General features: G+C 59.6%; 13 protein-coding genes and 2 pseudogenes. 1 reads left to right on the plus strand and 14 read right to left on the minus strand.

What is annotated here, in order from left to right; all coding sequences use genetic code 11:
- Positions 1–10: 10 nt before the first annotated feature.
- The 5 genes and pseudogenes from KDX37_RS05925 to KDX37_RS05940 all read right to left on the minus strand — a co-directional run bounded on the left by KDX37_RS05925 (position 11) and on the right by KDX37_RS05940 (position 4645).
- Positions 11–475 (minus strand): response regulator, encoded by a 465-nt coding sequence (locus tag KDX37_RS05925; RefSeq protein ID WP_231651748.1) that lies wholly within the window; start codon positions 473–475, stop codon positions 11–13.
- Positions 472–1647 (minus strand): annotated as a pseudogene (locus KDX37_RS29690) (ATP-binding response regulator); the annotation flags it as partial. The gene KDX37_RS05925 and the pseudogene KDX37_RS29690, both read right to left, overlap by 4 nt.
- Before the next feature lie 42 nt (positions 1648–1689).
- Positions 1690–2799, minus strand: a pseudogene (locus KDX37_RS29695) (CHASE3 domain-containing protein); the annotation flags it as partial.
- The gene (locus KDX37_RS05935; RefSeq protein WP_231651750.1) at positions 2796–3464 is read right to left on the minus strand and encodes a response regulator; all 669 of its coding nucleotides are present in this window, start codon (positions 3462–3464) and stop codon (positions 2796–2798) included. The pseudogene KDX37_RS29695 and the gene KDX37_RS05935, both read right to left, overlap by 4 nt.
- Positions 3461–4645, minus strand: coding sequence for a sensor histidine kinase (locus KDX37_RS05940; RefSeq protein ID WP_231651751.1), 1185 nt, complete (start codon positions 4643–4645; stop codon positions 3461–3463). The genes KDX37_RS05935 and KDX37_RS05940 overlap by 4 nt, the downstream gene beginning before the upstream one ends.
- Positions 4646–4839: 194 nt before the next feature.
- Between KDX37_RS05940 and KDX37_RS05945 the strand changes: the two genes are divergently transcribed.
- Positions 4840–5367 carry an SgcJ/EcaC family oxidoreductase gene (locus KDX37_RS05945; RefSeq protein ID WP_231651752.1) on the plus strand — a complete coding sequence of 176 codons (528 nt, stop codon included), beginning with the start codon at positions 4840–4842 and terminating at the stop codon, positions 5365–5367.
- A gap of 73 nt (positions 5368–5440) precedes the next feature.
- Here the strand turns inward: KDX37_RS05945 and KDX37_RS05950 are convergent, their stop codons facing one another.
- The 9 genes from KDX37_RS05950 to KDX37_RS05990 all read right to left on the minus strand — a co-directional run bounded on the left by KDX37_RS05950 (position 5441) and on the right by KDX37_RS05990 (position 12649).
- Positions 5441–5977: an RNA polymerase factor sigma-70 gene (locus tag KDX37_RS05950; protein ID WP_231651753.1), complete on the minus strand. Its 537-nt coding sequence runs from the start codon at positions 5975–5977 to the stop codon at positions 5441–5443.
- Positions 5978–6440: 463 nt separating this feature from the next.
- The gene (locus KDX37_RS05955; RefSeq protein ID WP_231651754.1) at positions 6441–7358 is read right to left on the minus strand and encodes a metal ABC transporter solute-binding protein, Zn/Mn family; all 918 of its coding nucleotides are present in this window, start codon (positions 7356–7358) and stop codon (positions 6441–6443) included.
- Positions 7359–8258: a metal ABC transporter permease gene (locus KDX37_RS05960; protein WP_231651755.1), complete on the minus strand. Its 900-nt coding sequence runs from the start codon at positions 8256–8258 to the stop codon at positions 7359–7361.
- Positions 8258–9022 carry a metal ABC transporter ATP-binding protein gene (locus KDX37_RS05965; protein ID WP_231651756.1) on the minus strand — a complete coding sequence of 255 codons (765 nt, stop codon included), beginning with the start codon at positions 9020–9022 and terminating at the stop codon, positions 8258–8260. Before KDX37_RS05965 ends, KDX37_RS05960 begins: the two co-directional genes overlap by 1 nt.
- A complete protein-coding gene (locus tag KDX37_RS05970) occupies positions 9019–9951 on the minus strand; it encodes a metal ABC transporter substrate-binding protein (RefSeq protein ID WP_231651757.1) in 933 nt (310 codons plus the stop codon). Before KDX37_RS05970 ends, KDX37_RS05965 begins: the two co-directional genes overlap by 4 nt.
- A gap of 49 nt (positions 9952–10000) precedes the next feature.
- Positions 10001–10573, minus strand: coding sequence for a DUF6162 family protein (locus KDX37_RS05975; protein ID WP_231651758.1), 573 nt, complete (start codon positions 10571–10573; stop codon positions 10001–10003).
- Positions 10570–10902, minus strand: coding sequence for a hypothetical protein (locus KDX37_RS05980; RefSeq protein ID WP_231651759.1), 333 nt, complete (start codon positions 10900–10902; stop codon positions 10570–10572). Before KDX37_RS05980 ends, KDX37_RS05975 begins: the two co-directional genes overlap by 4 nt.
- Positions 10899–11441, minus strand: a complete 543-nt coding sequence (locus tag KDX37_RS05985) for a thiamine pyrophosphate-binding protein (RefSeq protein WP_231651760.1) — start codon at positions 11439–11441, stop codon at positions 10899–10901. Before KDX37_RS05985 ends, KDX37_RS05980 begins: the two co-directional genes overlap by 4 nt.
- Complete coding sequence (locus tag KDX37_RS05990; RefSeq protein WP_231651761.1) at positions 11438–12649, minus strand: PepSY-associated TM helix domain-containing protein; 1212 nt, start codon at positions 12647–12649, stop codon at positions 11438–11440. Before KDX37_RS05990 ends, KDX37_RS05985 begins: the two co-directional genes overlap by 4 nt.
- Positions 12650–12952: the final 303 nt, after the last annotated feature.

Raw genomic sequence — 12952 nt, forward strand, 5'->3', positions numbered from 1 at the left:
GTTGCCATCTTCAGGGCTGTGCCAGTGAACGTGACTGGCGCAGCAATTCGATGTTTTCTGGTGGCACCAGCTTGCGCAGTGACTTGTACAACGCGCGAGTTTCCAGCAGATTCCAGATCCGCAACATGGTCTCCAGAGCATCCAGGGGTTTGCTGATGAAATCCCGCGCGCCCAACGCCAGGGCGCGCAAGCGGGTATCACGCGTCGCATCTGCGGTCAGGACCATGATGGGCAAGTAATCATTGGCGGGGATGCGCCGATTGAGTTGCTCAAGCACGGCAAAACCGTCGAACTCGGGCATGTGCAGGTCCAGTACTACCAGGTCGGGTTCAAAGCTGTTGAACAGGTCCAGCGTGCGCAACGGTTCAGTGCTGCTCAGCACGTTGGTCAGGCCTTCCCGGGCCAGCAATTGCTCCATCAGCTCCAGGTTGGGCAACTGATCGTCGATGATCAGAATACGAAAATCTCCGGTCATGGCGGCTCCGGTAAATAACGGTCAAGGTGGGCGAGGAAGACCGGCACCTGGATGGGTTTGGTGAGGACCGCAGTTGCTCCGGCCTGTATCAGCTCTCGCTGTGTGCTTTCGCTGGCGTCGGCGGTGATCATCAGCACAGGCGTCAGGGCTGTCGCCGTCAGGCCTCGCAGACGTTGGAGGACTTCCAGGCCTTTCAGGTCCGGCAAGTTGAGGTCCAGCAGGATCAATTGTGGGGCGTGTTGCCTGGCGAGGTCGAGCCCCAGCTGGCCTTGCATGCTCGACAGCAATTGCACGCCCGGTCTGCGCTGCATCAATGTTTCAATCAGGGCCATACTCGACAGATTGTCTTCGATACACAGTACTTTGCCGCGGTGTCTGGGCAGTGCGGTGCGCTGAACCGCAGGCAACAGACTGCTTTGACGAGTCGCCGACAAAACGGGAGTGAGTACTCGCACACGCGGTAACTGCAGAGTGAAACGGCTGCCATGCCCGCGAAGGCTGTCGACCGAAAGTGTGCCGTGCATCATTTCCAGCATGCTTTTGCTGAGTGCCAGTCCCAGGCCAGTGCCTTCAATCTTTGGGTCTGCATCCAGGCGTTCGAATGGCTTGAACAATTGCTCGATACGCTCGGGCGCTATGCCATACCCGGTGTCGACGACGCTCACGGTAACCTGATCGTTCTGATGTCCGATTTCAATGTGTACCCGTCCGTTGGGACGGTTGTATTTGATGGCATTGGACAGCAGGTTCAGCAGCACCTGAATCAGTCGCTGGCGGTCGGCGACCACCCCCAGACCTTCGGGCACCCCAGGCAAATCGACCAGTTGGATATTACCGTCGGCGGCCATCGGCGAAACCAGTACCAGCGCCTCTTCGAGAACAGTCGACAATGGCACGGGCTCCAGGCTCAAGGACAGATGCCCGGCTTCGATCCGGGCAATGTCCAACACCTCGTTGATCAGTTTCAGCAGGTGTTGACCCCCGCGCAGGATGTGGCCGATCTGAGGGCGCTGACTGGCAGGCGAGTCCATGTCCAGTATCTGGGCGAAGCCGAGAATCGAGTTCAACGGCGTGCGCAGCTCATGGCTCATGCGAGAGAGAAATTCACTCTTTGCGCGGCTGGCGCTTTCGGCGACTTCCCGGGCTGTGCCCAGGGCGATCTCCGCTGCGCGTCGATCTGAAATATCGCGGGTAATCTTGGAAAATCCGCGCAGCTCGTCGTTGCTGTCGTACTGAGCAGTGATGACGACGCTCGCCCAGAAGCGAGTCCCATCTTTGCGCTGGCGCCAGCCTTCCTCGGTGTAGCGGCCATTCTCGATCGCCTCTCGCAATGCCATCTCGGGATGTTGCGGGCATTCTTGCGGTTGGTAGAACACTGAAAAGTGCTGACCGATTATCTCCTGTTCGGTGTAGCCCTTGATGCGTTCCGCACCCATGTTCCATGTGGTGACATAACCATTGCGGTCCAGTGCAAAAATACCGTAGTCCTTCACACCTTCAATGATAAGCCTCAGCCGCTCTTCGTTTTCACGCAAGGCACGTTCGCGTTCGGCCAGCAGTTGTCCAGCCTCAACCAGTCGTGTGCCGAGTTGGCCGATCTCGTCCTTTTCAGGCGGCTGCGGCAGTAGCGGGTGCCCGAGTGCGAGACGCTGGGCATTGCGCTGCACCTGATGGACGCGGGCCACGATGCCTCGTGACAGCATCAGTACCGCAAAAATGGCACCGAAGATTCCGCAGGCTGCCGCCAGCAGGGTAGACAACATCAGTCGCTCACGGATTCTCGCCGCATCCTCGGTTCGCTCGGCGAGCAGGGCATCCTCGCGTTCGCGCATCTGACTGATCCGCTCTCGCAGCAGATCGAGGATGTACTTGTTTTCGACCAGGATCGCTGAGATCGAATCCTGACCTTGTTCACTCAGCGAGCGCAGCCTTTCAAGGCCGTCCACTTTGGTATGGATCAGCGGGTCGATGGCCTTGAGATGTTCGCGGATCTGCTCGTCGCGCACATTCATGTCCAGCCTGGCCAACGCTGCCTCGATCAAGGGTTGGGCATTCAGATAGCCGGGCAGAAAGTCCGGCTGGCGAGTCAGCAGGTAACCGCGCACGCTGGCCGCCGCTTCTGCAACCTGGGTGTGCACCGTCTGGATATCGCCCTGTACCAGCAGCACGCGACGTACGTCTTCCTCGGCTTGCGCGGTCTGACGCTCGACAATGTAGATGAGCAGCAGCGACGACATCAGAATTGCCAGCGGCAGTGAAATGGCGACCAGTGCCTTGCCGCGCAGCGGGAGATCTTCCCAGCGGCTGCTGCCGCGACTGTTCATCGCCAGTCGCCTGAGGCCTGTGTTACCAGACCGAGTGCCACACCCCGAACGGCAGCCTGGGTGCGGTCCGAAGCGCCCAGTTTGCCGATGACTTTTTCCACATGGGCCTTGGCGGTGCCGGTGGTGATACCGAGTTTTTCGCCGATCTCCCGATTGCTTAAACCACCGGCCACCAGGCCGAGCACCTGGCGCTCACGAGGAGTCAGGGGTTCCGGCAGGGCTGCGCCACTGACATTGCGCTCGGTCATACGCCGCAACAGTCGGGCGCTGACGGCGCTGTTGAGCGCCTCTTCACCCGCCGCGACGCGCTGCAGGCCGGCGATCACTTCGTCACGGCTGGCGTCCTTGAGCAGATAACCCACGGCCCCCGCGCTGATTGCGGCCTCCAGGTGATCGGTGCTGTCGTCCATGGTGAATATCACGACTTTGAGACCCGGCATCCGCTGTTGCAGGATGCGTGCGGCACCCAGGCCGTTAAGCACGGGCATACGGATATCGAGAATGGCAATGTCCGGTTGCAGCTCGACGCACAGGTCGACCGCTTGCTGACCATTGGAGGCCTGACCCACCACCTCGAATTCAGGGTGACCGGCCAGCAGTGATACGAATCCGGTACGGGTCACTTCGTGATCGTCCGCTAGGACCAGGCGCAAGGTTCCAGTCATGTTATTGCCTTGTCTGCAGTAAAGGGGACGGTGGCGCGCAGTCGGGTGCCGCAGTCGGGACGACTCACGCAGGTCAATCGACCACCGAGCAGGCTGGCGCGCTCCTGCATCGCGATCAACCCCATTTTCTGGACGCCGTTGTTGTCAAACGGCTGATCGGTGACGAAGCCGCGGCCATTATCTTCCAGCAGCAGCGATATGTGTGTGCCATTTGACTCAAGAGCCAACTGAACACTGCCAGCGTTGGCGTGTTTGAGCACGTTGTTGATACCTTCCTGGGCGATGCGAAACAGCGCGATCTCCAGATGGCTGGGCAGGCGCGTCATGGAACGTGAAACCCAGTGGACAGCAAGTCCTGCTTCGCGCAGCCGATCGGCTTCCTTGTCGACTGCCTGCAACAGGCCGAAATCATCCAGAACAACCGGTCGCAAGCCGCTGATCAACTGGCGTCCTTCGCCGACGCAGTGCTGGGCGAGGGTAAGGATCGACCGCAGATCATGGTCCAGTGGCTCGGGCAGTTCGGGGCAGCGCCCGGCAAAACCCTGGAGACGTTGATGCAGCCCTGCCATGGTTTGCGCCAGGCCATCGTGCAGGTCATAGGCCATGCGCTTTCGTTCGTCTTCCTGAGCGGTAAACAGTTGGCGAACCAGTTCTGACATGGTGCGTTCACGGGCGACCAGCGCCTCGAGCAAACGGTTGTTTTCCAGGTGTGCCGCCAGCAGCGTGGCCAGTAGTTGCAGCGACTCGATGTCTTCGCCGTCCGGTGCGCTGATGCCGACGCTGTTGGCCAGCAGTAGCGTACCGAATGCCCCGTCGTCAGCCCCGCGAAGCGGCAACAGCAGCACGCTGGGCAGCAAGGTGTTGTGAAAATCCAGCCATTGCGGGCCTACGGCCAGCGCGTCGGCGACAGTTTCCAGTGAATTCAATCGCTCCTGACTGCCATGGCTTGCGGTAATCAACACGACGTTTTCGCTGTTCCACTCCAATAGCAAACCATGGTCCATGGCGACAAATGCGCAGGCTCTTTGCAGGACGCGCTGTCGCATTGCTTCAGGTGGCAGTTGAGTCAATTCCTGGCCAGTGTCCACCAGCAGACGCAGGCGGGCTGCACGACTTTGCGACTGCCGGTATTGGGTGCGGATCGCCAGCGCGCTCGCCGGATCGTGGGGTGGGCTTTGCATGGTGTGGCTCCAGCGAGGTTGGATGCCCGTGCGGGCGCTACGGCAATGGCGCTATTAAAGCCTTTATCAGGAGACGGTGCCTATCTGCCGGTTGGCATACGCAAATAACCCCGGTTGGCCGATGGCGCACAAAAGCGGGCAGGGCAAAGTGGCACTCACTGAATCCCTGAACAGATCCCCGTAGGAGAGTTGTGATGAACATGAAATTGACCGCGCTGGCCCTGATGTTTGCTGTAAGTGCACCAATGGTTGCCCAGGCCGCTGCCGAGCCGAGTGGCTATAGCTACCGCATGGTCGCCGATCAGCCCAGCAACGTGAATGACAAGGAAATCGCAGGCCTGTTCGATCGTTGGAACAAGGCGCTGAAAACCGGTAATTCAGACACTGTGGTTTCGCTGTACACAACTGACGCTGTGCTCCAGCCGACAGTGTCCAACAAGGTTCGTGCGACGCCGGCGGAGATCAAGGATTACTTCGATCACTTCCTTGCGCTCAAGCCGGTTGGTGAGATCAACTACCGCGAAATCCGTCGCCTTGGTACCGATGCGGCAGTGGACAGCGGGGTCTATACCTTCACCCTGACAGCGGCCGATGGCAAGAAAAGCACGGTACAGGCACGCTACACGTTCCTTTACCACCGGGTCGGCAATGAGTGGAAGATCCTCAATCACCACTCCTCGGCCATGCCGGAAGTACAACCGCAGTATCAGGTCAGCCGCTGATCAACGATCGAGCCGGCTAAAACGAAAATCCGGAGCCATGGCTCCGGATTTTTTTCGTCTGAAGAAAAAGCTTTCAGGATTCGCCTTGCGCGCCATTGACCTTGCGGCAATGGATCAATGCGTCGCGAATCATGAAGTTCACCAGTGTCGGTGAAACGCCCAGTTCCTTGGCGATGTCCTTCTGCGGAACGCCGTGCAACCGGTACATCTCGAATGCGTAGCGTGTGCGAGGCGGCAGTTGCGACAGCGCGTCGGCGATTTTCTCGAGGCTTGCGAAGTTGATGTGTGATGTCTCTGGCGAAGCACCCTGGATGACCACATTCAAACCCTCGGCTTCAGGTCCTGTGTATTTCTGTTCCAATGCCTGCTTGCGATAGTGATCTATAGCCAGGTTGCGCACGATCTGGAACAGATAACTGAGCTGGGCCTTGAACGTCAGCGAGGCCTGAGGCGCGGAACGCAGCCTGAAGAAAGCGTCCTGTACGACGTCTTCGGCACGCGACCGACAGCCAACGATGCGGGCTGCGATTTTGATCAGCAACAGGTAGTTATCGACAAAAACCTTGAGTAAGGGTGAGTCGTACTTGCTTGTGAATACGTGTTCCGTCATGAAATTCACCTTGCTACAAAGCCATTGAAGGGGGGCTGCCTCGTGAGCAACGCCATCACGTTGGGGCGATAAATTAGTCTTAATGATAATTATTGTCAAATGCGAAAACGCATCAGTGCACATTGAAAGTGCGCGTGATGTCTGGCCGCTCCGGTTGTGTGCGTGACCTGCAACGCCAATAGTGGGTTCTACACGCGATACGTTTTGCATTGATGACAGGTCTTTCAGCGCCCGGTACACAGGCGCAAGAGGGAGTTCTGATGCGCTGTATGGACCATGGTCCGGCGTGGCTCAATCGGCATCCATTCCTATTGCCCCGGGTGAGAGACAGGGTTCAGCCGGCCTCTCTGTCAGCGAGCTGACTTCCACGAAAGATCTCGATTTGAACTCTGTAAATGTGGCTGGCTGGCGATGGGTTGATGGGTGGGCGGCACATCTCGAATGGATGTACCGCCTGTTGGCACTATCTCTTTTTGGTCAGTGCCTCGGTAATCCGCTGGATATCTCCCTGCAGTTCGGCCAGCGGGTCGGCGCTGTCGACTTCCAGTACCAGCAGGTTGCTGCCCGCTGCGGTGATTGCAGCCTTGACGGTTTCGGGAGGCTGGCGATGGTCGAGCACGATGGCGACGTCGTTGTCCTTGAGCACGGATATCAGCTTTTGCACGGCTTCGGGCGTCCATTGATCATCAGTCAGCACCTGACTGTCGATCAGTTCCAGATTGAGTCCGCTGATCAGGTAGCCGAAGCGATCCGACAGGCTCACCACGCTCAGGTTGTCAGCGCTGGCCAGGCTGGCTTCGCTGCTGGCGCTGAGCTTGAGAAGCTGTTGCTTGAGCGCCGCCAGGTTGCTGTCGATTTCAGGTTTTGCCGCAGGTGCCAGACGCACCAGATCCGCTGCCAGCACGTCGGCCATGCGTCCCATGTTGTTGCTCGCCAACCAGGGTTGGCTGTTCAGCCCGTCAGGGCCTTGTCCGGGCTGTATGGCGATGCCGGGCAAGCCGCCATCGACCGGCCGCGAGGCGTCGATTTCGACGATGCGGATGTTGCTGCGGCGGGCATTCGGGTAAAGCGGGTCATCGGCCCAGATTGAGCGCAAGCCAATCACCGCATCGGCGTTGATTGCCAGCCCGCGCAGGGCCTCGGCGCCGCGGCCGGTGAAGTACGCCGTCTGCCGTGAGCCGGGGAGGTTGGCCGCAGCGGCACGTTCCAGCACAACGCCGCTGTCCTTGAGCAGAATCTGCGCAAGCCCGAAGGTGATGGGCAGGCTGGCCAATACACGGACGTGTTGTGGATTTTCGGCCTTGGTGTCGGCCGCGTGCAGGGTAGGGCTGAACAGGCCGGCAACGGCCAAGGCCAGAGTCAAGTTGCGCAGAGTAGGCATTTATCCAATATTCCCTTTCAGACTGGGCAGCGTGCCGCGAGCGATGGCCGCAAGGGCGAAAGCAATGCCAGCCACCAGAATGATCGCAGCGCCGGACGGTACAGGCAGGTCGAAGACGATAGGCAGGAGGATCCCGCACAGGGTGCTGACCGTGGCAATGACGACTGAAATCCAGAAGAAACCCTTCAGGGACTGACTCAGCAGGCGTGCTGCTGCTGCCGGAATCACCAGCAGAGCACCCACCAGAATGGCGCCGATCACTTTCACGGCGGCCACGGTAATCAGCGTCACCAGAATCACGAACAGGTAGTCCAGCGTCTTGACCGCCACACCACGAACAGCCGCCAGTTGCGGGTTGAAACTGGCCAGCATGATGCGGTTGTACAGTGGAAGGCTCAGGCCCATGACCAGAGCTCCAACAATCAGCAACACCAGCAGGTCATTGCCATTGACGGTCAGTACCGAGCCGAACAGGACGTTTTCCAGGATGTGCACGTTGATCTTGCCGGCCAGGATCAGCAAAAGGCTGGCGCCCAGCGCCAGAGACACTGAAAGAAAAACGCCGATCAGGGTGTCGGGCGCCAGGCCTGTGCGGTTGCGAAGGTAGTTGAGGACAATGCCGAACAGCAGGCAGTAACCGAACAGACTGCCGTACGGACCGGTGTAGGGTTCGCCGAGCAGAATGCCGATGGCTACCCCGGTCAGTGCCGCATGGCCCACCGCCTCGGAGAAGAACGCGAAGCGCTTGACCACCACCAGCGTGCCCAGGCCACCCAGCACCGGGCCGATCAGCAGCCCGGCGAGCAGGGCATTGACCACGAAGCCGTAAGCCAATGCTTCGGGCAGGTAACCTGATGAGGCCAGGCCCTGGATGAATAGGCGAAAACTTTCGTAATCCATTACACAACACTCCCTGCCAACGCATCTGCCGCACGAGGATGAGCAGAAAACAGCGTCAGCAGACGCTCGGGTGTCAGCGCCGTGGCCGCCGGCTCATCGAACAGCACGCGACGGTTCAATCCGGTCACGTGGTCGGCCAGCCGCTTGACGGCCTGCAGATCGTGCTCTATCCACAGCACCGTGATACCGGCACGGCGCCAATCCCCCAGCAGGCGCTCGAACACCTGGATACCGGCCTCGTCGAGCGCCGACATCGGCTCGTCGAGCACCAGCAGTTGTGGTGCGGGAATCAGGCCCTGTGCGAGCAGCACCCGTTGCCGTTCGCCTCCGGACAACGCACCCATACGGCGCTTGCGTTTGTCCTGCATGCCAACTCGCTCCAGCGCTTCACCAATCGGTCCCGCGTAATGCCTGGACAGGCCCATGAACGCCGGACGGCGCTGACACATGGCGGCCATGAAATCATCGACTGTCATGGGCAGACCACGATCGAACTCCAGCGCCTGCGGCACGTAGCCGATCAAGCCGGGCGCGGCGGGCCATTGCAGACTGAGTTGGCCAGCATGGGGTGTCTGCCCCAGCAGTGTTTTGATCAACGAACTCTTGCCGCCACCGTTGGGACCGACCAGCGCGTGCACGCTGCCGGCCCTTACGTTGAAGCAGACATTGTCAAGAATCGTGGTGCGGCCCAGTGTCAGGCTCACGTCGTTGAATTCGAGGCTTGGACCTTGATGTTCAAGGCTGAGGTTTTGCGCAACCGTCATGCCCCCGACTCCTGAATGGCCCGCACCACCGTGCTCAGGTTGCCGGCCATTTCCTTCTCGTACTTGTCTGCGGTGTATTCGCCGTAGGAAATGTGCGAGAGCGGGTACAGCTTGACGCCGGATTCACGCTGAATGGTGTCGACGTAGGAGGACGGGAAATCCATCTCGGAGAAGATCACTTTCACGTCCAGTTCGCGTAACTGGTCGATGGTCTTTTTCAACTGGCTCGGGCTGGGCTCGATGCCGTGCGCCGGTTCCACGACAGCCGTGACTTCCAGGCCGAATTCGCGCAGCAGGTAATCGTAGGCAGCATGTACGGTGGCTACCCGCAGATCGGCGTTGGGTGCCTTGGTCAATTTGGCCAGCGCGTCGGCGCGCATCTGCCGCAGGCGCTTGCCGTAGGCGCGTGCGTTGGCGGTGTACGTTTTGGCATTGTCCGGATCGATCTTGCCCAGCTCTCTCGCGATATTATTGACCTGCGCAATGGACGCGCTGATCGACAGGAAGGTGTGCGGGTTGACGACCTTGCCCGCGCCACGTGCCGCCACGCCGGTCGCAGCGAGCAGCGGCACGTCGGCGTTGGCCTCAATGGTCTTGATGTTCGGGGTTTCACTGGCGGCAATCATGCGGTCAGCAAAGTCGTCGTGGCCGACACCGTTCAGCACGACCACGTCCAGCGCACCAATCCGTTTGATGTCTTCGGCGCGCGGCTCGTAAGCGTGCGGGTTGAAACCTGCCGGAATCAGCGGTACCACTTCGGCCTTGTCACCAACAATGTTGCTCACGTAGCTGTAATACGGATGTAGCGTGATGCCAATGCGCAGGCGTTTGGCCGGGTCGGCAGCGTAGCTCGACGGCGCCAGCAGGCTGGCCAGCAGACCGACCAGCAGGACGCGCAACAAGGGGCGGCGTTTGAACGAAATAGGCATGGGCGAAAAGTCTTCTTTCAAATGAATGCGTGAGTTCTGCACCAGGGAATCAGTGCTGATGCTGGCGCGTGACACCGGCATCGTATTGCGCAACGACCTTCTGCCAGCCCGCAGTGATCAGGCTGCTGTCGCTGAGCTCGCCAGGCGGTGCCGCTGATGCGCTGCGGCTGATCCAGATGTCAGGCTGACTGTCCTGTCCTGCATCGACGCGCATCAGAAACGATCCTGCGACGGTCGGCGCCTGACTGATACCCAGATAAGCCTGGTCAAGCATCTTCCAGACATGACCGCCACGGCTGACCGAGCTGGCATCCTGAGCAAACGGCGCAAAGCCTTCTTCGGCCAGTTGCTCGGGCGTAACAGGCGTTTGCTGTTCCTGAATCAGCAGGTGCACTTCATCCAGTGTCACCCGCAGGTCAGCGTAGATTCCTTGCTCGGCGGCGGTCAGGTCGCGGCGCGCATCCAGTTGGTGGCTGGCAACATTCTGCACTTCGTGGGTTTCGCCGTGCAGGCTGACGACGCCCGCAGCAATAGCCAGAATGAGCAGGCACAGTAGCAGAACGTAGAGCGTTTCATGCCCGGCACCGGCCGGACGAACGATGTGTCGGGTTGGTGCACTCATGGGGCCTGGATATCCGCCTGGTCGATTTCCACGACGTGGCCAGGGCCTGCGTCGAACAACACATAAAACTCCGAGGCGGGACGTTTGAACGTTACCGTCGAGTCTTCACCCAGCTTGCCGGGTACCAGTATGGTTTCGTCGTAGCCAATCACGTCCAGGGTCACGCCGGGCGCGCCGCTGCCGTCGGAAAAACCGCCGGTACAGCGGATCTGTTCGTTGTCGATCTGTTTGCACTCGCACATGGGGTTATGCGCCAGAACGGTGCTGCTCAGGCCGAGCATGCACAGGGCGCAGCCCGTCAGCCGACGCAGGTAAGGGCGGACGCTCATGGTTTGGCTCCTTGTTTTTTCAGCCACGCCACGGTGGTGGGCGAAGCCTGTTGCAGGGGGATGGAGGACTGATGAACAGAACCGTCCCAGCCCTCCATGGTGATCCATAGTTCGGAATCAGGCGGGGTGGTTTCCGGGATCTGCATGAAGGCGCTCATGCGGTAGCCGCCGCCAAAGAAAATCACCCCGGCAGTGCGCAGGCTGCGCGGTTTGCCGATGCGCAGATAGGTGGCTTTGACACGATCGATGCAGGCATCGCACAGCGCAGCATTGAAGCTTTTCATGTAGCCGGATGGGCCGGACTGGCGCGGCGCTTCGCTGCGATCCTCTGCCAGCCGCAGGCTCCAGGGGCCGACCTGGACTTCACCCACCTCGCGTTGCCCGAGACCTTTTTCGCCTCGGTCCAGCGCGTCGTCGGCGAAGTATTTGGGCATGAAGCCCAGCGGGATGAGTACCAGCAGGATGTTGATATGGAAGCGCCATTTGTGCCAAAGGCGACTCAGCGACGAGGTGGCGGGGGCGACAGCAGCCTTGCTCACAGGTTGTTCTCCGGCGTACCGGTCGCCAGTGGCGGCCGTGAGGGTTGTCGAGCGATAACCGGGTTGCTTCTGGCGTCTCGTTTGAGGGCGTTGAACGTCGCCAGCGCAGTACGCTTGCTCCAGATCAGCAGCCCGCTGAGGACCATCAGGCTCAGGATCAGGCCGAAGAAGGCCCAGATCAGTTTGATCCAGATGCCACCGAAGTCACCGGTGTGCAGCGGGCGCATGGACTCGGTCACGAACTCCAGCTTGCTGCGGTCCGACAACAGGTGCGATGAGGTGATTTCACCGCTGTACGGGTTGATTTCAGCAGTCTGGTACATCAGGGGGTACCAGCTTCGGCCGCCCACCTGCAGGTTGCTGTATGCGTTGAACGGCGGTGTGATGAAGCTGGCTTCCAGACCGGGAATCCGTTGTCTGGCGATCTCTACCGCCTTCTCCAGGCTGATGGTGGGCGCGGGGCTACCGTCAGCGGTCAACGGCACCGCGCTGTGCGGGATGATCGCGGACGCCTGCGAGCGGCTGGAAATACTGATCTGGTTATCACCGAGAATTGCCTGAATCAGAAACCAGGTACCGGTGATGGAAATCACCGCGATGAACCAGATCGACCAGACGCCACTCAGTCGGTGCACATCGCCCCATAGAATGCGTGGGCCCTGGTTCAAACGCACGGGCTTGAAGAAGCCTTTCCAGAATTTCTTATAGACCACCAGCCCGGTCACCAGCGAGGCCAGCAAAGGCAGGCCGAGGATCGACACCATGTACCAGCCCCAGGAGTATCCATTGGTGAACGGGACCAGCCACCAACCATGCAGGGCGCGGGTGAAACGGCGGAAATCGAACGACGGCGTCAGCCCCTGAATCACGCCAGTGTAGGGGTTGACGTAGGCCGGGACCGAACGCCCGTCGGGATAGGTGACGAACACACTCAGCGCAAAATATTCGCCGTCCGGCTGCATGATCGTGCCGACGATCAGATCTGGCTCGTTGCGCTCGATGGTCGCGCGGATCTGCTCGAAGCTCATCCGTGGTGCTTCATCAGACGGCCGGTTGTCGCGCATTTCCGGGTTGGCCAGCCACATGATTTCCTTGCTGATCACCGCCAGAGTGCCGGTGACACAGACGATCAGCACGAAGAACCAGATGGGCAGGGCCAGCCAGCTGTGGACGAGAAACCAGATTTTTGAACGGGATTTCTTCGACATGGATAAACAGTCTCGATTCACGGTATGGAGCGGCCTTGAGGCTCTGACGCTCTGTTTGCGGCTGAAATGCAGGCGCGCCTTTACCGACAAAATGCCTGCATTCAGTTAAGGACGAATGAGAATGAAAACCGTACAGATTTCTTTTACGAAGAAATGAAAGAAGATGTTTCTAAATGTTGTTTGTCATCGCTGGCGGCATGGGCTGGCTGCTTAAGCGAGGGTCCTGTGAACATAAAAGAAGGCCAGTCAAAGTGCTGACGGCCTTCATATTCAGCGTAGCTATCCTTGCTCGACGCGTGTCGC

It is taken from the genome of Pseudomonas californiensis (assembly GCF_021147775.1).
Taxonomy (GTDB): Bacteria; Pseudomonadota; Gammaproteobacteria; order Pseudomonadales; family Pseudomonadaceae; genus Aquipseudomonas; species Aquipseudomonas californiensis.

What these genes read in the sequence shown, in the direction of transcription:
- KDX37_RS05960 (WP_231651755.1), bottom strand. Translation starts at nt 8,258, where the DNA reads ATGGATTACGAAAGTTTTCGCCTATTCATCCAGGGCCTGGCCTCATCA.
- KDX37_RS05945 (WP_231651752.1), top strand. Translation starts at nt 4,840, where the DNA reads ATGAACATGAAATTGACCGCGCTGGCCCTGATGTTTGCTGTAAGTGCA.
- KDX37_RS05980 (WP_231651759.1), bottom strand. Translation starts at nt 10,902, where the DNA reads ATGAGCGTCCGCCCTTACCTGCGTCGGCTGACGGGCTGCGCCCTGTGC.
- KDX37_RS05955 (WP_231651754.1), bottom strand. Translation starts at nt 7,358, where the DNA reads ATGCCTACTCTGCGCAACTTGACTCTGGCCTTGGCCGTTGCCGGCCTG.
- KDX37_RS05975 (WP_231651758.1), bottom strand. Translation starts at nt 10,573, where the DNA reads ATGAGTGCACCAACCCGACACATCGTTCGTCCGGCCGGTGCCGGGCAT.
- KDX37_RS05935 (WP_231651750.1), bottom strand. Translation starts at nt 3,464, where the DNA reads ATGACTGGAACCTTGCGCCTGGTCCTAGCGGACGATCACGAAGTGACC.
- KDX37_RS05950 (WP_231651753.1), bottom strand. Translation starts at nt 5,977, where the DNA reads ATGACGGAACACGTATTCACAAGCAAGTACGACTCACCCTTACTCAAG.
- KDX37_RS05970 (WP_231651757.1), bottom strand. Translation starts at nt 9,951, where the DNA reads ATGCCTATTTCGTTCAAACGCCGCCCCTTGTTGCGCGTCCTGCTGGTC.
- KDX37_RS05940 (WP_231651751.1), bottom strand. Translation starts at nt 4,645, where the DNA reads ATGCAAAGCCCACCCCACGATCCGGCGAGCGCGCTGGCGATCCGCACC.
- KDX37_RS05990 (WP_231651761.1), bottom strand. Translation starts at nt 12,649, where the DNA reads ATGTCGAAGAAATCCCGTTCAAAAATCTGGTTTCTCGTCCACAGCTGG.
- KDX37_RS05925 (WP_231651748.1), bottom strand. Translation starts at nt 475, where the DNA reads ATGACCGGAGATTTTCGTATTCTGATCATCGACGATCAGTTGCCCAAC.
- KDX37_RS05965 (WP_231651756.1), bottom strand. Translation starts at nt 9,022, where the DNA reads ATGACGGTTGCGCAAAACCTCAGCCTTGAACATCAAGGTCCAAGCCTC.